The 20,385-nt window shown below is 65.1% G+C and carries 2 protein-coding genes (1 of these 2 cut by a window edge); both read right to left on the bottom strand.

Annotated elements, in window-relative coordinates; all coding sequences use genetic code 11:
* Positions 1 to 10,639, bottom strand: the 5' portion of a protein-coding gene (locus tag AC3ISG_RS09940; RefSeq protein ID WP_489299133.1) for a non-ribosomal peptide synthase/polyketide synthase. It extends 5,534 nt beyond the left edge of the window; only the first 10,639 of its 16,173 coding nucleotides appear in the window; its start codon is at positions 10,637 to 10,639; its stop codon lies off the left edge, out of view.
* Positions 10,639 to 20,385: an amino acid adenylation domain-containing protein gene (locus tag AC3ISG_RS09935; RefSeq protein WP_489299132.1), complete on the bottom strand. Its 9,747-nt coding sequence runs from the start codon at positions 20,383 to 20,385 to the stop codon at positions 10,639 to 10,641. Before AC3ISG_RS09935 ends, AC3ISG_RS09940 begins: the two co-directional genes overlap by 1 nt.

Genomic DNA, 20,385 nt, shown 5'->3' with positions numbered 1-20,385 from the left:
GGTCGGGCAGCGCTTTGCGATCGAGCTTGCCGTTGGCCGACAGAGGCAGGCTTTCCAGCGTGACGAAGTGAGCCGGGACCATGTAGTCCGGCAGGCGTTGTTTCAGCTGGGTGCGCAGGTGTTCTTCGTCAAAATCGTCGGCGACCAGATAGCCCACCAGTTGCATGCCCGTGCTGAGTTCACGGGCAATGACCACGGCTTCGCTGACGGCTGGGTGATCGAGCAGCGCCGCTTCGATCTCGCCAATTTCAACCCGCAAGCCGCGCAGCTTGATCTGGTGATCGAGACGGCCGAGGTATTCCACCACGCCGTCGGCACGCCAGCGGGCCAGGTCGCCGGTGCGGTACAGCCGCTCGCCGTTGCCGAACGGGCTGGCAACGAAGCGCTCGGCGGTCAGGCCGGGACGCAAGTGGTAGCCGCGAGCGAGGCCGTCGCCGCCGATGTACAGCTCGCCCGGTACGCCGATGGGTTGTGGGTTGAGACGGCTGTCGAGGATGTGGATCTGCAGATTGGCGATGGGGGCGCCGATGGGGACGGACACGCCCGGCTCATCAACACACGTCCAGTGGGTGACGTCGATGGCGGCTTCGGTCGGACCATACAAATTGAACAGGCTGGCATGCGGAAGACGCTGCAAGGTTTCCCGGGCGAGATCGGCGGGCAAGGCTTCGCCACTGCAGACGATACGTTTCAGCGAAGCGCAGCCAGTGAGATCGTCCTGGGCCATGAAGGCACCGAGCATCGACGGGACGAAATGCAGCGTGGTGATGTGCTTTTGTTCGATCAGCGTCTTCAACACCAGCGGATCGCGATGATCCCCCGGTTGAGCGACCACCAGACGCGCGCCCACCATCAACGGCCAGAAAAACTCCCAAACCGACACATCGAAACTGAACGGCGTCTTTTGCAATACCGCGTCTGATGCGTCGAGTGAATAAGCCTCTTGCATCCAAGCCAAGCGGTTGAACAGCGCGGCGTGAGTGTTGCCCGCGCCCTTCGGTTTACCGGTCGAGCCGGAGGTGTAAATCATGTAGGCCAGTTGCTCGGGGTGCAGCTCTACAACTGGCGGTGTGACGGGATAATCCGCCAATGCCAGATGATCCAGGTTCAACACTCGCAGGCCTTCAACAACCGGGAGGTCATTGATCACGGCATCGTGGCTCAGCAGCAACCCGATCCCAGCGTCTTCGAGCATGTAGCGCAGACGATCAGCGGGGTACTCAGGATCAAGCGGCACATACGCCGCGCCCGCTTTCAGCACGGCATACAGCGCAACGACCATTTCTACCGAGCGCAACGCCGCCACGCCCACCAGCGATTCACGTCCCACGCCCTGCTCGCACAGGTAATGAACCAGCTGATTGGCTCGCTGATCCAGTTCTTGATAACTCAGCACCTCATCGCCAAAGCGCAGCGCTTCCCGCTCCGGATGCGCCTGCGCCAGACGCTCAAACTGGCGATGAGCAAATGGCTCATCGGCAGCCCAATCCCGCGCCCTGTCATTGACCAACGCCAACTGCGCACGGTCTTCGGCATCGAGCAATTCAAAGTCACCAATCGCCGCATCCGGCTGCTCGATCAACTCGGCGAACAGTTGCTCAAAGCGCCCATGCAAGCGCTCGATACTGCCGTGATCAAACAGATCCGTGGCGTAAGTCCACGATCCACCCAGCCCGCCCTCGGCGTCTTCGTGGGTGTTCAGCGCCAGGTCGAACTGGCTGCTGCCATCGTCCAGCGGCAGCACGTCCGCGCGCAGGCCCGGCAGCCCGGCGAGTGATTCAAAGCTCTGCTGCTGGTGGTCGTAGGCGACCTGGAACAACGGGTTGTGGCTCAGGCTGCGCGCAGGTTGCAGCGCTTCGACCAATTGCTCGAACGGCAAGTCCTGATGGGCCTGGGCGCCGAGGGTCCGCGCCTTGGCCTGCTCCAGCAACTCGCAATAGCTCAGCTCGGCAGACACCTCGGCGCGCAGCACCTGGGTGCTGACGAAAAAGCCGATCAGCCCTTCGACTTCCAGCCGCGAACGGCCGGCAATCGGCACGCCGATGCGCAGGTCGTTCTGCCCGCTCAGGCGGTGCAGCAAGACTTGGTACGCCGACAGGATCGCCATGAACGGCGTAGCACCCTGCTGTCTGGCGAACTCACGCACGCGCTGACTGAACGCGGCGTCGAAGGCGAACAGCACGCGGTCGCCGCGGTAGCTTTGCTGGGGCGGACGCGGCCGGTCGGTCGGCAGTTCCAGCACCGGATGCTCGTCGCCCAGTTGCTCGCGCCAGTAGTTCAACTGCCGCTCGCCCTCGCCCGCCGCCAGCCATTCACGCTGCCAGGCGGCGAAGTCGGCGTATTGCACCGGCAATGGCGCCAGCTGCGGCGCGCGGTTTTCCACGGCCGCGCGGTACAGCTCGCAGAATTCCTGCAGCAGCACGCGCACCGACCAGCCGTCCGAGATCATGTGGTGCAGGCACAGCAGCAAACGCTGCTCATCAGGCGCGACACGCACCAGCGCCAGTCGCCAGACCGGGCTGCACGACAGATCGAACGGGCGCTTGACGAAGTCTTTGGCCAAGGCGTTGAAGGCGGTCTCAATGTCTGGCTCGGCGGTGATGTCTATCCGTTCAATCTGCACGGACTGGGCCGGCTCGATCTGTTGCATCGGCGCGCCGTCGACCGCCAGGAACCGCGTGCGCAGCACTTCATGGCGTGCGGTCAAGCCGTCGAAGGTCGCCTGCAATGCGGCCTCGTTCAGGTCGCCGCACAAGCGCACGGCGCCCGGCAGGTTGTAGGCGTGGCCGCCAGGTTGCAGCTGATCGAGGAACCACAGGCGCTGTTGGGAAAACGACTGCACGGCAAGGGTCTGCCGGCGAAAGGTCAGCTCAAGCTGGGTGGCCTCGGTGGATACCAAGCCCGCGATGCGCTGGGCGAAATCACTGAGGCGCGGGGCGTCGAACAGGGCACGCAACGGCACGCTCAGTTGATGCTCATGGCGCAGCCGGGAAATCAGCTGCATCGCCAGCAGCGAGTGGCCGCCGAGTTCGAAGAAGTGATCATTGCGACCCACGGCGTCGATGCCCAGCAGTGGCTGCCACAGCGCCGCCAATTGCTGTTCAAGTAGCGTTTGCGGCGCCTGATAATCGCTGGAGATCACCTGCGGGTCAGGCAGCGCGTTGCGGTCGAGCTTGCCGTTGGGCAACTGCGGCAAGCGCGCCATGACCACGATGTGCGCCGGCACCATGTATTCCGGCAGGGTGTTTTTCAGCTGTTGCTTGAGGCTGTCCTCGGCCAGACCGTTGCCGCCGACGTAACCCAGCAGGACCTTTCCGTTCGCGCTGTCACGGACAACGACCAAGGCCTCACGCACGCCGTCACAGGCTTTCAGCGCCGCTTCAATTTCGCCCGCTTCGATGCGGAAGCCACGGATCTTGATCTGGTGGTCGATACGGCCCAGATACTCCAGCAGCCCTTCACTGTTCAGACGCACGCGGTCGCCGCTGCGATAGAGGCGTTCACCGGCCTTGAAAGGATGCGGCAAGAAGCGCTCGGCGGTCGCGCCCGGACGGTCCAGATAACCCCGCGCCACCGCGCCACCCAGGTACAGCTCACCAGCAATGCCCTGGGGCAGCGGGTTCAAATCCGCGTCCATCACGTAGCCCTGACGATCACCCACCAGATCACCAATCGGTGCGTAGGCGGTGGTGAAGTCAGCGGTTTCAGCAGAGGCCAGCCACAGCGTTGGCGTGACCACGGTTTCGGTCGGGCCGTAGCCGTTGATGATCCACAACGGCTGCAGATTGCGAATCACGTCATGGAGCATCTCGCGGCTGAAGGCTTCGCCGGCGAAGCAGTAGGTTTTCACGCCTGGGCCTTTTCCCTGCACCCCGGCCCAGTCAGACAGCTGACGCAGGTAGCTCGGCGGAAACGAGGCGACGGTGATGCCTTCGCGAATCAGCGTGTCGTAGGTCTGCTCGACGCTCCACAGTTCCTGATCCCGCAACACCACCCGAGCGCCGTAGCACAGCGGCATCATCCAGCCTTCGTGGGCGCCGTCGAAGCTGATCGACAGGAAGTGGAACTTGCGGTCCTCCGGCGTGAAGCGGTAGCGCTCTCCGATGGTCTGGATGTGCATCGAAATGTCGGCGTGGGCGATGGCCGCGCCTTTGGGTTTGCCGGTCGAGCCCGAGGTGTAAATCAGGTAGGCGAGTTGCTGCGGGTGGATAACCACATCCGGTGCCGTTTCAGGCTCGGACGAGCAATCAAGCTCATCAATGTTCAGCAACGGCACATCACCGACCGGCACGCGATCAAGGGCCGCATCGTGGCTGATCAGCAGCTTCACGCCGCCGTCTTCCAGCATGTAGCGCAGGCGCTCGGTCGGGTAATCCGGGTCCAGTGGAATGTATGCCCCGCCAGCTTTCAGCACGGCATAAAACGCCAACCACAGATCAATCCCGCGCTCCATGGCGATTGCCACGCGAACTTCGGTGCCGATGCCCCGCGCACACAAGGCGTGGGCCAGTTGGTTGGCGCGGCGGTCGAACTCGGCGAAGGTCAGGCGCTGTTCGCCATGGACCAGCGCAATGGCGTCAGGACGAATACGCGCGTGGTCGGCGATCAGCTCATGGATCGGCCGATTCACGTAGGGAGAGAACGGCGGCGTGTTCCAGGCGTGCATGGCGTCGATGTCGCCTTCGGTGAGCATCGACAGCTCGCCGATGCGCGCCTCGGGGAAGCGGCAGATCCCGTCCAGCAGTGTCTGAAAATGCCCGCACAGACGCGAGATCTGTTCGGCGCTGAACACGTTGCTGTGGTAGTTGACGTGAACATGGGCCTGCTCGCCCGCCACCACCGCCAGGCTCAGCGGGTAGTGAGTCTTGTCGCTGAGTTCAACGGAACCCAGGTTTACGCCGTTGGCCTGCTTGTCTCGCAGCACCGCGTCTACCGGGTAGTTTTCGAACACCAGCAGGCTGTCGAACAGGTCACGACCGGCATGACCCGCGTAGCGCTGGGCCTCGAACAGCGGGGTGTGCTCGTGCTCGCGCAGCGCCAGGTTATGGGCTTGCAGGTCATTCAGCCAGTCGCCGACCTTCTGCTGCGCTTGCGGCGCCTGCACCAGTGGCAGGGTGTTGATGAACAGCCCGAGCATGCGTTCGATGCCCGGCACTTGGGCGGAACGGCCGGACACGGTGGCGCCGAACGCGACCCGCTGCTGCCCGGTGTAGCGCTGCAACAGCAACACCCACACCGCTTGAATCAGCGTGTTGACGGTCACGCGCTGACGGCGGGCGGCGCTGTTCAGCAGTTCACTGTTCAGGTCCATGGAAGTGACCCGCACCTGGTTCGGCAACGGCTCGCCGGTGCTGGAGGTCGGCGCGGTCAGGGCTGCGGCCATCATGGTGGGCTGGTCGAAGCCGGCCAGGTGGGTCTGCCAGAACGTCTTGCTACCCTCGGCATCGCGGCTCAGCAGCCAATCGACGTAGTCGCCGTAATGCCCGGCGGACTGCGGCGTGGCGTCGGACATCGCCGCCTGAATCACTTCGCCCAGCACTGCGGCACTGCTCCAGCCGTCCAGCAGAATGTGATGGAAGGTCCAGACCAGTTTCCACAGCGTCTCGCTTTGGCGAACCAGCAGCACGCGCATCAGCGGCGCGGCGTGCAGGTCGAAGGGGGTTTCACGCTCGTTCGCCACTACGTCGGCCAGTGCCTGATCGCTGGTGCGCAGGTCAAGCTCACGTACGACCAGCGCGGCATCGCGACGGATCAACTGCACTGGCCGTTCACTGCCGGGGACGCGCAGGAACGCCGCGCGCAGGATCGGATGCCGCTGAACCGCCGCCGCCCATGCCGATTTGAAGCAGGCCACCGGCAGGTGTTCGATGTCCAGCGCCACCTGATTGATGTACAGATCGCGGGCGCTGCCGGGATCGACGTTCTCGCTGCCGCTCAGCTCGGTGTGGAACAACAGGCCCTGCTGCATCGGTGTCAGCGGGTACAACTGCTCGATGTCCCAGGCGGCAACCGGCAATGCGTCGAGTTGTGCCTGAGTCAGAGCGAGTGCCGGGAAATCCGACGGCGTCACGGCTGAATGGCGACGGCAGTGTTCGATCACCTCGTCCAGCGCTTCGCCGTAGGCATCAAGCAGGCGTTGAATCGACGCCGACTCATGGCGATCGCCGCTGAAACTGCAGGTCAGGCTGAACTGGCCGTCACGGATTTGCGCATCAATGGACAGTTCGCCATTGAGCGGCGCATCGGCGGCGCGCTGGGCACCGCTGCCCTCCTCGGCCAGGCTGAAAAGCCCGCTGCTGTTTTGCAGCCGGCCCATGTAATTGAACAGCACGCAGCCGTCCAGCGCCGGCAAGGCTTCGCCACGCAGGTGGCGCAACAGGCCATAACCGAGCCCGCCGTTAGGCACGGCGCGCAGGGTTTCCTTGGTCTGTTTGAGTGCGGCATCGAGGTCGTCGTAAGCATGCAGGCTGACCGGGTACAGGCTGGTGAACCAGCCGACGGTGCGCGCCGGATCAATCCCGTTGAACAGGTCTTCGCGGCCATGGCCTTCCAGGGCGATCATCGCCTGTGATTCGCCACTCCAGCGCTTCATCGCGCGGACCAGTGCGGTCAGCAGCAGGTCGTTGATCTGCGTGCGGTACGCCGCCGGCGCTTCGCTGATCAGCTTTTCGGTACGAGCAGCGTCCAGTTGCAAATGCAGCTGAAGCAGGTTGCCTTGTCGCGCTTCGCCCTCGGGATTCGCGCAGGGCAACGCAGGTGCTGGCGTCAAGTTGCGCCAGTAGTCGGCTTCCGCCAGCACGGCGTCGCTGTAGGCGAAATCCAGCAGGCGGTTGGCCCAGCGCTGGAAGGACGCGGTTTTGTCGCCGAGGTCGAGGGTGAGGCCCGCTTGCGCCTGGGTGTAGGCGTTTTGCAGGTCCTCCAGCAGGGTGCGCCACGACACGCCGTCGACCACCAGGTGATGCACTACCAGCAACAGACGCTCGCCGCCTTCGGCCAGGGTGAAATGCACGGCGCGCAGCAACGGGCCGTCCCTCAGATCGAGGCTGGTCTGGGCTTCGTCGCAGGCTGCGGCCAGCTCGTTCAGAGGGATTTCGCGCTGCCAGATCAGGCCGTTTCGGGTCTGCTCGTCCGTAGAAAGCTCTGCACGATAGCGTTGCTGCCACTGGCCGTTGTCCTGCTGCACAAAGCACATACGCAGGGCGTCGTGATGGTTAACCAGCGCGTGAAGGGCCTGGGTCAGCGCCGGAAGGTCCAGCGCTTCACTCGGGTTCAGCAGCAGCGACTGGTTCCAGTGGCTGCGCTGTTTCATCGGTTGTTGGAAGAACCAGTGCTGAATCGGCGTCAGCGGGATGTCTCGGTTCAGCTCAATGCGTTCGACTGCCGGCGCAGCCTGACTGACCACCTGCGCGACCTGGGCCAGCTCGGCGATGGTCTGGCGTTCGAACATCTGCCGCGGCGACAGCACGATGCCGGCCTTGCGGGCGCGGGAAATGATTTGCAGGCTGAGGATCGAGTCGCCGCCGAGGGCAAAGAAGTTGTCCTGACGACCGATTTGCGCGACGCCGAGCAGGTCTTGCCACAACGCCGCCAGTTGGGTTTCGACCCCGGCCAGCGGTGCTTCGAAGGCGCGCTGCTGGATCTGCGGGTCTGGCAGTGCCTTGCGGTCGAGCTTGCCGTTGGCCGACAGCGGCAGCTTTTCCAGGGTGACGAAGTGCGCCGGCACCATGTAATCCGGCAGGCGTTGTTTCAGTTGGTTGCGCAGGTGTTCTTCGTCAAAATCGTCGGCGACCAGATAGCCCACCAGTTGCATGCCCGTGCTGAGTCCACGGGCAATGACCACGGCTTCGCTGACGGCTGGGTGATCCAGCAGCGCCGCTTCGATTTCGCCGATTTCAACCCGCAGACCGCGCAGTTTGATCTGGTGATCGAGACGGCCGAGGTATTCCACCACGCCGTCGGCACGCCAGCGGGCCAGGTCGCCGGTGCGGTAGAGCCGCTCGCCGTTGCCGAACGGGCTGGCAACGAAGCGCTCGGCGGTCAGGCCGGGACGCAAGTGGTAGCCGCGAGCGAGGCCGTCGCCGCCGATGTACAGCTCGCCCGGTACGCCGATGGGTTGTGGGTTGAGACGGCTGTCGAGGATGTGGATCTGCAGATTGGCGATGGGGGCGCCGATGGGGACGGACACGCCCGGCTCATCAACACACGTCCAGTGGGTGACGTCGATGGCGGCTTCGGTCGGACCATACAAATTGAACAGGCTGGCATGCGGAAGACGCTGCAAGGTTTCCCGGGCGAGATCGGCGGGCAAGGCTTCGCCACTGCAGACGATACGTTTCAGCGAAGCGCAGCCGGTGAGATCGTCCTGAGCCATGAAGGCACCGAGCATCGACGGGACGAAATGCAGCGTGGTGATCTGCTGCTGATCAATCAGCGCTTTCAGCATCAGCGGATCGCGATGATCCCCCGGCTGAGCGACGACCAGACGCGCGCCGACCATCATTGGCCAGAAGAATTCCCAGACCGACACGTCGAAACTGAACGGTGTTTTTTGCAACACGGCGTCTGAAGCATCGAGGGCATAGGCCTCTTGCATCCAGGCCAGACGGTTGAACAGCGCGGCATGGGTGTTGCCGGCGCCCTTGGGTTTGCCGGTCGAACCGGAGGTGTAAATCATGTAGGCCAGTTGTTCGGGGTGCAGCTCTATAACAGGCGTCGTGACGGGTTGGCCTGAGAGATCAAGCTGGTGCAGATTCAGTACCCGCAGGCCTTCAACAGCCGGCAGATCAGCGATCACCCCATCGTGGCTCAGCAACAAACCGATCCCGGCGTCTTCGAGCATGTAGCGCAAACGATCGGCCGGGTACTCAGGATCCAGCGGCACGTACGCCCCGCCCGCTTTCAGCACCGCATACAACGCAACGACCATTTCCACCGAACGCAACGCCGCGACGCCCACCAGCGACTCCCGGCCGACGCCCTGCTCGCGGAGGTAATGCGCCAGCTGGTTTGCCCGCTGATCCAGCTCGCGATAACTCAATACCTCATCGCCAAAGCGCACAGCCTCCCGCTCGGGATGCACCTGCGCCAGCCGCTCAAAGTGGCGATGAACAAAGGGTTCGGAATCCCAATCCCGCGCGGTTTCATTGACCAACGCCAGTTGCGCGCGGTCTTCAGCATCCAGCAATTCAAAATCACCAATCGCAATATCCGGCCGCTCCAGCAACTCGGCGAACAGCTGCTCAAAACGCCCATGCAGCCGCTCGATGCTGCCGTGATCAAACAGATCCGTGGCGTAGTTCCAGTTGCCCGCCAGTTCCCCCGCCGCGTTTTCCCAGGTGTGCAGCGCCAGGTCGAACTGCGCGCTGCCGTTGTCCAGCGGCATCAGCGTGGCGTTGAGGCCGGGCATCAATTGCAGCGCTTCGTCCTGGCGTTGCTGATGGTTGTAGAGCACCTGAAACAGCGGGTTGTGGCTCAGGCTGCGTTCCGGCGCCAGGGCGTCCACCAGTTGCTCGAACGGCAGGTCCTGATGGGCTTGTGCGCCTTGGGAGGCCAGGCGAACGCCGTCGATGATCTGGTTGAAACTGGCGTCGGCCTGGACCTCGCCGCGCAGGATCTGAGTGTTGACGAAGAAGCCGATCAGGCCTTCGGTTTCGGCGCGCTGACGCCCGGCAATGGGCACGCCGATGCGCAGATCGGTCTGCCCGCTCACCCGCTGCAACAGCACTTGATAGGCCGCGAGCAGGACGGTGAACAAGGTCACGCCGCGCTGGCGGGCCAGTTCACGCATCCGCCCGGACAGTGCCGCGTCGAAGCTGAACGGCAGGCGCGCGCCCCGGAAACTCTGGCGCGCCGGGCGCGGACGGTCCGCCGGCAATTCCAGCACCGGCGGCTCGTCGCCCAGTTGTTGCTGCCAGTAGGCGAGTTGCCGATCACCCTCGCCCGCGTCCAGGCAGGCGCGTTGCCACAGGGCGACATCGGCGTAGCTCAGCGGCAGCGGTGGCAGTGAGCGGGTGTCGTTTTGAATGGCAGCGCGATAGGCCTCGACGAAGTCCAGCAGCAACACTTGAATCGACCAACCGTCAGCGATGATGTGGTGCAGGCACACCAACAGCACGTGATCGTCTGCCGCGCGCTCGATCAACGCCACGCGCCACAGCGGGCCCTGGGCCAGGTCGAACGGGCGTCGGGCGAAGGCATCGGCCAGTGCCTGCACCTCGGCTTCGTCACCTGCGTGCAGCCGTTCAAATGGCAAACCTTGAGCACCGCAAATCACCTGTTCGGGCGTACCGTCTTCCGCAGTGACGAACACCGTGCGCAGGCTGGCATGTCGCTCGGCCACGCGCTCGAACGCCGTTCCCACGGCTGCAACATTCAGCTCGCCCTTCAGGCGCAACGCACCCGGCAGGTGATAGGTGCTGTTGCCCGGTTCCAGTTGCTCCAGAAACCACAGCCGTTGCTGGGAAAACGACGCCGGGCTGCGCTCGCCCGCCACGCCCGGCGGCACCGGCAGCGACGACGCGTCCAGGCCCTGCTCGCGCAGCTTATTCAGAAACACCCGACGCTGAGCGCTGCCAAGGCTGAGGAAACGCGTGGCCAGGGCCAGCAGCTTGCTCTGTGAAGTCATGCTCGGTTGCGACATCAGTTGCTTTCCTCCAGCTCATTCATTAACTCGTCCAGGGCATCGAGCCGGTCGAGTGTCAGGGTCTGCCCCCGCAAGGTGTCGATCAGCGCCGCCTGGGCGGCGACGGTGGTGGCTTCGAAGGCCTGGGCCAGCGGGATGCTCACCCCGAGGCGCTCGCGAATGCGCGACAGCAGCCGCGTCGCCAGCAATGAATGGCCACCGAGCTCAAAGAAGTTGTCGTGGCGGCCGACCTGCTCAACCTTCAGCAGGCTCTGCCAGAGTTCGGCGATGACTTCCTCGCGCTCGCCCTGTGGCGCTTCGAACACGCGTTCTTCCAGGCTCGGCGCCGGCAGCGCCTTGCGGTCGAGCTTGCCGTTGGCGTTGCGCGGCATCTGCGCCAGCACGACGATGTGCGCCGGCACCATGAACGCCGGCAGCGTCTGCGACAGCGCGGTTTTCAGCACGTCGCTGGACAACGCCTGCTGCGCCTCGGCGACCACGTAGGCCACCAGTTGCGGGCCGTGGGCCGTCGGTTGCGCGCTGACCACGGCGTCGTGCACCGAGGGTTGCGCCAACAGCAGGTTCTCGATTTCGCCCAGTTCGATGCGCTGGCCGCGGATCTTCACCTGGAAGTCCGCACGGCCGACGTATTCCAGCGCGCCGTCGGCGTTCCAGCGGGCCAGGTCGCCGCTGCGGTACAGCCGCGCACCGGTTTCGCCAAACGGGTCGGGCAGGAAACGCTCTGCGGTCAGGCCAGGCCGCGCCGCGTAGCCACGGCCCACACCGACGCCGCCGATGTACAGCTCGCCCACCACACCGGGCGCGGCCAGTTGCAGGTTGGAATCCAGCACGTACAGGCAGTTGTTGTCGGTAGGCCGGCCAATCGGCATGTTGGCGTTGAGGGCCGGCGCGGCGGTCAGGGTGTGCAGCGCGACATCGTCGGCGCACTCCGCCGGGCCGTAGGCGTTGACCAGCGGCACCTCGGGGTAGCGGGCAAACCAGCGCGCAGCGAGGTCGGTGGTCAGCGCTTCGCCGGTGGGCAGCAGCCAGCGCAAGGCATCGAGCCGCTGGGGCGCGACCGCGAGCATGGCGTCGATCACCGCCGGCACGCACTCCAGCACGCTGACCTGATTGGCCGCGACTTCTTCCAAGAGGCGTTGCGGATCCTGAACCACGGCGTCCGGCAGAATCTCCACGCGCCCGCCGAACAGCGGCGCGGTCAGGAACTGCCACACGGAAATGTCGAACCCGGTGGCGGCGGTCTGGGCAATCACATCGCCCTCGCCCAGCCGCAGATAAGGCAGCTTGGACATCTGGTTGTTGAGCATGCCGCGCTGGTTGACCATCACCCCTTTCGGCTCGCCGGTGGAGCCGGAGGTGTAGACCACGTAGGCCAGTTGCTCGGCCGTCGCGTAGCGGCCCGGGTTCTCGTCGGCGGCCTCATCGGTGCCAGTCAACAATTCTTCGAGCACCAGCACACGGGGTTTGCGCTCAGCCAGGGCAACGATCGCCTCGACCTGAGGCAGACACTCCCGCGGCGTCAGCAACACCGGGGCGGCGCTGCTCACCAGCATGCGCGCACTGCGTCCAGCCGGGTGACGATCATCCAGGGCCAGATAGGCAGCACCGGCCTTGAACGCGCCGACGATCATGCTCAACAACGGCAGGCCGCGCGGTGCAAACAGCGCCACCACGTCGTCGCTCTGCACGCCCGCCGCGATCAGCCCGTGACCGATGCGGTTGGCCTGACGATTGAGTTCGCGGTAGCTCAGGCTTTGACCCTGACAACGGGCCACTTCCTGGGCGGGATGGCCCAGCACCCGCGCCTCGAAACGCTCCAGGTAGCTGATGTCGTACCAATGCTGTTGCACCGGGCCGAGACCCTGGGCCAGCAACTGCTCGCGCTCGTTGTGCTCAAGGACCTGCAACTGGCTCAGCGCCTGCTGCGGGTTGTCGATCAACTGGGTCAGCAAGCGGCGGAAATGGCTGACCAGCGTGCCCATCTCGGCGTCGTCGAAGTGCCGGGTGTCGTAGGTCAACTGCAATTGCAGGGACTCGCCCGGCAGCAGCACCACGGTCAGCGGGTAGTTGGTGTGGGTGCGGTTGGCCAGCGGATTGATGCGGTATTCGTTCACGGCCTGCTGCACCTCGGCGCCCAACGGAACGTTCTCGAAAACAAACAGGCTGTCGAACAGCGGCTGGCCGCGCGGGGTGTCGGCGAGCAGCTGAATGTCGGCCAGGGACAGGTGTTCGTGCTGGCGCATGTCGGCGTTCTGCCCCTGCAAGGCACTGAGCAACTCCAGCGCCGAGGCGCCGATGCCCGGCCGGCGGATGCGCAGCGGCAAGGTGTTGATGAACAGCCCCAGCGCGCCTTCGATGCCTTCCAGCTCGGTGGGACGACCAGCCACGGTGACCCCGAACAGCACTTCGTCGCGGTCGGCATGGCGCATCAACAACAACGCCCAGGCGGCCTGCACGAAGGTGTTCGCCGTCAGGCGATGCTGACGGGCTTGTTCGGCCAGTTTCGTCGTCTGCTCGACACCCAGCGCCAGGGTCACGTCGCGCATCTGCGTTTCACCCTGCTGGTTACGCTGCACACTGTGGCGATACGGCAGCGGCGTGACGTCGGTGAACCCCGCCAATGCGTTGCGCCAGTAATCGCGGCTCACCGCTTCGTCCTGCTCGGCGAGCCAGGCGAGGAAGTCGCGATACGGCCTCGCCGGCGGCAGGCTGACCTGACGCCCATCCAGGAACGCGCGGTAATGGGAGAAGAATTCGGTGAGCATCAGGCCCCGGCACCAGGCGTCGATCAAGGCGTGGTGGTGGCTCTGAACGATGCGGAAATCCGCCTCGCCGAACTTGATCAGGCGCAGGCGCAGCAACGGCGCCCGGGCGAAATCGAAGCCCTGCTCGCGCTCGCTTTTCAGCAAGTCATCAAGCTCGGCTTCGGCGGCGGCGCGAGACAGATGACTGAGGTCGATCAGTTGCACCGGCGACGGCACGCGACGCATGACAATCTGACGCTGCACCCCGCTTTCCAGGCCGTGAAACGCCGTGCGCAACGCCGGGTGACGCTGCACCACTTGCTGCCAGGCAAATTTGAACGCGTCGAAATCCACGTGGGCGCCGACGTTGTACTGGTCCTGCATCAGGTAGATGCCGTTGCCCTGCTCCAGGAGGCTGTGCAGCAAAATGCCCTGCTGCATGGGCGCCAGCGGCAGGATGTCTTCGATCTCCCGCGCGGGGATGCCCAGTGCGTCGAGCTGGGCCTGATTCAGGCCGGCCAGCGGGAAATCCGACGGCGTCAGGCCGGCGTGGGCTTCGTCGCTGCAATGGGCGATCAGCTGCAGCAACTGCGCTTCATACAGCGCCACCAGTTGCTCGATGCTGTCGCGGCTGAAACGTTCGCGGCTGAAGGTCCAATCGAGCTGCAACTGGCCGTCGCGCACCTGACCGTCCACCGCCAGGGCATTGGCCAGCGGCCCTTGGGGGTCACGCAGATTCCCCGGCGTGCGGCTCGACAATGCGAACAGCGCGCCCTCGCTGTCGTCGAAGCGGCCGAGGTAGTTGAAGGTCACGCCCTGGCCGATCAGCTCCGGCAACTTTGCGCCAGCCAGGTACTTCAAGACACCGTAGCCGAGGCCTTTTTCCGGTACCGCGCGCACGGCTTCCTTCACTGCCTTGAGGGTAGCGATCGCGTCGTCTGCCGCGTCCAGCGCCAGCGGGTACAGGCTGGTGAACCAGCCGACGCTGCGGCTCAGGTCCAGGTTGCCAGTAGCGTCCTCGCGGCCATGACCTTCGAGGCTGATGACGTGGCGACGGCGGCCGCTCCACTGCCACAGCGCCTGGGACAGCGCCGCCAGCAGCAGGTCGTCGATGCGCGTGCGATACGCCGCCGGGGCTTCGCTGAGCAGACGGCGGGTGTTGGCCGCGTCAATTTTCAGGTGCAGGGTTTCACTGTCGCCGACCCGGCTTTGCACCGACGCATCGCCGTGCAGGGTGGCGTCGGCGGCGTTCAGTGCTTGCCAGTACGGCAGTTGTTGTTGCAGCTCAGGGCTGTGCGCCAGGCTGCTCAACGACTGCGACCAGGCCTGGAAGCTGGCGGTTTTGTCGGCCAGGGCCACGTTGTTACCGGCCGCCAGCTGGGTGTAAGCCAGTTGCAGGTCTTCCAGCACCACCCGCCACGACACGCCGTCCACGGCCAGGTGATGGATCGCCAGCAACAGCCGCGCCTCGCCCGACGGCAGGCGCCCATGGACCACGCGCAGCAGCGGACCGGTGTCGATGTTCAGGCTGCGCTGGGCTTCGTCGTTGAGCGAATCCAGATCCTCTTCGCGGCTCAGCTCGCAGGTCCACAGCACGCGCTCGGCACTTTCGCTGTCGCGATAACGCTGCTGCCACTGGCCTGCATCATTCTGATGGAAGCTCAGACGCAGGCTGTCGTGATGCGCCAGCACGGCGGCGAGGGCCTGTTGCAACCGCGCGGTGTCCAGCGCTTGGGGCACGTCGAGCAGCAGCGACTGGTTCCAGTGCTGACGCTGGGCGACCGGCAGGCTGAAGAAGCGAGCCTGAATCGGCGTCAGAGCAAACTCGCGGGGTGCGACGGCTGCCGTGACAGGCGCGGCGGCAGGCTTGGCTTCGGCCACCGTGGCGACCTGGGCGAGTTCGGCGATGGTCTGTTTTTCGAACAGCTGCTTGGGTGTCAGGCGAATGCCCTGACGCCGGGCACGGGCGATGATCTGCAGGCTGAGAATCGAATCGCCGCCGAGGGTGAAGAAGTTGTCATGACGGCCCACCGCCTCGACGTTCAGCGCCGCTTGCCACAGCGCCGCGAGTGCGGCTTCGACCCCTTCGTGGGGCGCTTCGAAATCGTCGGAGGTTGTGGTCGGCGTCGGCAGCGCGCTGGCGTCGAGCTTGCCGTTGGCGGTCAGCGGGAAGGCGTCGAGGGTCAGGATGTGGCTGGGCACCATATAGTCCGGCAGGCTTTGCGCCAGTTGCGCGCGCAGGGACTCGCCGTCCACGGTGGCACCACTTGTTACCAGCACATAAGCGATCAACTGACCGCGATCATCGACGCGCACATGGGCGTCACGAACGCCGTCCAGCTGGCGCAGGCGCTGGGCGATTTCACCCAGGGCCACGCGGTAGCCGCGCACTTTGACCTGATCGTCGGCGCGGCCGAGGAACTGAATCTGCCCGTTGGCCAGCAAGCGCGCGCGGTCGCCGCTGCGGTACAGCCGCGCACCGCTGCCCCTCGGGTCCGGAATGAAGGCCGCAGCGGTCATGGCCGGACGCTGGTGATACCCGCGCGCCAGCCCCGGCCCGCCGATGTACAGCTCACCGATGTCGCCCTGCACCACCGGCTGCAAGTGGTCGTTGAGAATCAGCGCGACGGCATTGGGCAGCGGCCGACCGACGGGCACACTGTCGCCCATCGACGCTTTAAACGCCTCATTGCTCAGCACGCCGACCGTGGTTTCGGTTGGGCCGTAATGATTGATGACCCGGCAGCCAAGCTTCAGGCGCTTGACCTTTGCCACCAGCTCCCACGGCAGCGCATCGCCGCCGAGGATCAGCGCGTGTTCGGGCAGTGCATCGGCCGCATTCGTCGCCTGCAACAGGCCGTTCAAATGGGTCGGCACGATCTTCAGCACGCCGACCTTGTGCTCGGCCATGTAGGCGGCGAAGCGGTCGGCGTCGTTGGTGCGGTCGGGACTGATCAGGTGCAGCGAACGCCCCGAGCACAGCGCGCCGAACAGCACGGTGTGGCCCAGGTCGGCGCCGACGGTGGAGACCATCGCCATGCTCGCCTCGGGGGCGAGATCAAGACGGGCGAGCAAGCCCTGGACGTAATCGGCCAGCGCGCCGTGACTGATGACCACGCCTTTCGGCGTGCCGCTGGTGCCAGAGGTGTAGATCAGGTACGCGGCCTGATCGGCGTGGGGGCGCAGGTCCGAGGCGTGCGCCGGCAACAAGCGCCATGCGGCATCGGCAGCCACGCTGATGACGTCGCCATGATAGTGACCCGGCGCAGCCCCATCGCTGATCAACCCGCTGGCATCGCTGTCGGCCAGAACAAATGCCTGACGCTCGGCCGGCCATTTCGGATCCATCGGCACAAACGCGGCGCCGCTCTTGAGCACCGCCAGCAGACCGACGACGAATTCCAGCGAGCGCTCCAGCAGAATCCCCACGCGGCTTTCCACGCCCACACCGGCCTGACGCAGGTGCTGCGCCAGTTGATTGGCCTGGGCATCGACCTCGGCAAAGCGGGCGCTGCGCTGCTCGTCTTGCAGGGCCAAACGATTCGGCTGTGCATGGACGCTGGTATCCCACAGGCTCAGCACATCGGTGGCCGGGAACGTCAAGGGTTCGGCAGCAAGGCATGAAGGCTCGGCGCCGATCTGCAGATCTGCCAGACGCACCTGAGGTTGCGCCACCACTTGCGCGCAGATCCGCAGCAGATCACCCGCCAGACCGGCGATGCGCGGCTCATCGAACAGGTCGCACGCATAGGTGAACACCGCCTGGATACCGTCGGCGTCATCGGTGATGTCCAGGCCTAAATCGAAGTGCGCCGAGTAGTCGTCGAGCTGGCTGACGTCCATGCGCACGCCGGCCATGTCGACGTTCTGTGGCAGCGGGAACTGCTGGGTAAATTTCACCTGGCACAGCGGGTTGTGGCTGAGGTTGCGCGACACGCCGATGGCTTCGACCAGTTGCTCGAACGGCAGATCCTGATGGTGTTGCGCGCCCAGCGCGGTGTGGCGCACGGCCTCAATCAGCGTGCTGAACGACTGCTGCGGCGACAGCTCACTGCGCAGCACCAGGGTGTTGACGAACAGGCCGATCAGCCCTTCGGATTCGGTGCAGGTACGCCCCGCCACCGGCACGCCGACGCGCAGATCGGTCTGGCTGCTGTAGCGCTGCAACAGGGTTTTGTAGGCGGCCAGCATGACCATGAACAGGGTCGCGCCGTGGCGGCTGGCGAGGTCGCGCAGGCCCTGGCTCAAGTCACGGTCGAGGGCGATGGCGTAACGGGCGCCGCGATGACTTTGCTGGGCCGGACGCGGGCGGTCGGCAGGCAGGTTCAAAACGGTCTGGGCATCACCCAATTGCTCACGCCAGTAAGCCAGTTGCCGCTGACCTTCGCCACCGGCCAGACGCGCGCGCTGCCAGGCGGCAAAGTCGGCGTATTGAATCGGCAGCGGCGGCAACGCCGGCTCCGCGCCCTTTACATGGGCGCTGTACAGCGCGGCGAATTCCTTGAGCATGACCTGCACCGACCAGCCGTCGGCGATGATGTGATGTAGCACCAGCACCAGTTGCTGCCGATCCGCCGCCAACCGCACATTGAGCACGCGCCACAGAGGACCGTTCTGCAAATCCATCGGTTGCTCGACCGCCGCTCTGGCCAGTTCGCTCAACGCGTCCTGCGGGTTAGTGTCCTCACTCAGGTAATGCCGTTCAATCAGCACCGGGCCCGGCGCGTGAATACGCTGCACCAGCTTTTCGTTAGCGTCGATGGCGAAGGTGGTGCGCAGGCTTTCGTGGCGGGCGGCCAGATCGTCAAGGCTGCGTTGCAGGGCAACGTCATCCAGCGCGCCGGTCAGGCTCAACTGGCCGCACAGGTGATAGGCGCTGCTGTCCGGTTCCAGTTGCGCGAGGAACCACAGGCGCTGCTGGGCAAAAGACTGCTCGGGGTCGGTGTCGCGGGAAATACGCGGCACGCCAGCAGGGCGTTCAGTGCTGCGGCCGAGGGTGGAGACGTGCGCGATAACGTGGGCGTTGAAGGTCCCGAGGGTCGGGTGTTCGAACAGGTGCGCGGGCTCAAGCTTCAGGCCGAGCTCACTGTTCAGGCGCGACAGCACTTGCACCACGCCCACCGAATCACCGCCACGGGCGAAGAAGTGGTCGGCGGCATTCAGGTCGCTTTTGCCGAGGACCTCCTGCCACGCGGCGACGACTTCCGGCAACAACGGCGAAGCCTCAACCGAGACGTCCGCGCTGTCAGCACCGAGCACGCGGCCGTCCTGCCAGATCGCGAAGCTGTCGAGGCTGCCGTTCTGCCAGCCGCTGCGGCAGGCGGAACGCTGCAGTTTGCCGCTGGTGGTGCGCGGCAGCGCGCCCGGCTCCAGCAGCACGATGACTTTCGGCGCCACCAGAAACAGCTCGGACACCGCGTCGCGCACCGCTTCGCAGATCATCGGCGGCTTCATCAGGCGGCGCACGTTGCGGCTGATTTCCAGCGCCAGGCCGACGCCTTCGACGCCCTGCTCGTCCGTCACCGGGAAGGCGGCGATGCGCCCGCGACGCAGCAGCTCGACGCTTTTCTCCAGCGCCTGCTCGACGTCCTGGGGGTACAGGTTCTGGCCGTTGAGGATGATCAAATCCTTCAAGCGGCCGGTGATGAACAGCTCGTTGTCGCGGGCAATGCCCAGATCGCCGCTGCGCAACCAGCGCTGGCCGTCTTTCTCGACGAAGGTCTGGGCGGTGGCTTCTGCGTTCTGCCAGTAGCCCTGGGCGACACTCGGCCCGGCAATCCAGATCTCGCCCACATGACCGGACGCGAGTGGCTGACCGGTGGCCGGATCGACAATCCGCAGGTCGTGATCGGGCCGACACCAGCCGCACCCCGGCAGACGACTTTTGGCGTTCTGATCAGCGAATACCGCTTCAGACGCGTCCCCGGCGGCGAGCTGGCTGCCGTCGAAATGCTTGATACCGAACGGCCTGTCGCGCTCGGCGGCGCTCACGTACAGGGTCGCTTCGGCCAGGCCATAACTCGGCGTCAGGGCGCGGCGGTCGAAACCGGCCGACGCAAAATGCTCGCTAAAGGCGTCCAGGGTGGCGATGCGGATCGGCTCGGAGCCGGAAAACGCCAGGCTCCAAGGGTCCAGCTTCAGGCTTTTCACGGCGCTGGGTTTGATGCGCTCGACGCACAGGCGATAGGCGAAATCCGGGCCGCCGGAGAAGGTCCCGCCGTACTGACTCATCGCTTCCAGCCAGCGCGCCGGGCGGCCGAGGAAGTAGTTCGGCGACATCAGCGTCAGCGTGCCGCCGTAGTACAGCGGCAACAGCAGGCCACACATCAGGCCCATGTCGTGGTACAGCGGCAGCCAGCTGACCCAGCTTTCCAGCCCTGAATCGGAGACAAAGTGCCGGGCCATGGCGACTTCGTTGGCCATGAGGTTGTCGTGGGAGACCATCACGCCTTTCGGTGCGCTGGTGGAGCCCGAGGTGTATTGCAGGAAGGCCAGCGACGTCGTGTCGATCAGCGGCGCCTGAAACCTTGCGTGGCCGTCGCTGATCTCCTCGACCGCCGCGAAACGCCCGCCAGCGGGCATGAACGGCTGCAGCAGGTGCTGAAATTTATCCAGGTCTTCCCGACGGCCGAGGACCATCTGCGGCGCGGCGTCGTGGAGGATGCCGGTCAGCCGGTCAAGGTGCGTCTGCCGGTTGTATTCGGGGGCGAAGGCCGGCACGGCGATGACCTTGGCGTACAAACAGCCGAGGAACGCCGCCGCGTAATCGGCGCCGGTCGGCAGGATCAGCACGCACCGCTCGCCGCCCTGCGCACCGAGATGCTGCTGCAGGCAGGCGGCAATCGAACGCGCCTTGGCATCCAGCTGGGCGTAGGTGGTCAGCAGCGGCGGCTGGTCCTCGTGGACGATGTGTCGAAGGGCAATCCGGTCCGGCTGGGTCTGCGCATAAAAGCCCACCAGTTCGGGAAAATGCGCGGCCTGATCTCGTATGGATTTCAT

The organism is Pseudomonas sp. GL_135 (assembly GCF_057834665.1).
Note: the sequence above shows the minus strand (reverse complement) of the source record. Positions and strands in the feature narration are given on the sequence as shown.

Bases quoted from the DNA above. Each gene is read 5' to 3' on its own strand.
- AC3ISG_RS09935 (WP_489299132.1), bottom strand. From the start codon at position 20,385: ATGAAATCCATACGAGATCAGGCCGCGCATTTTCCCGAACTGGTGGGC.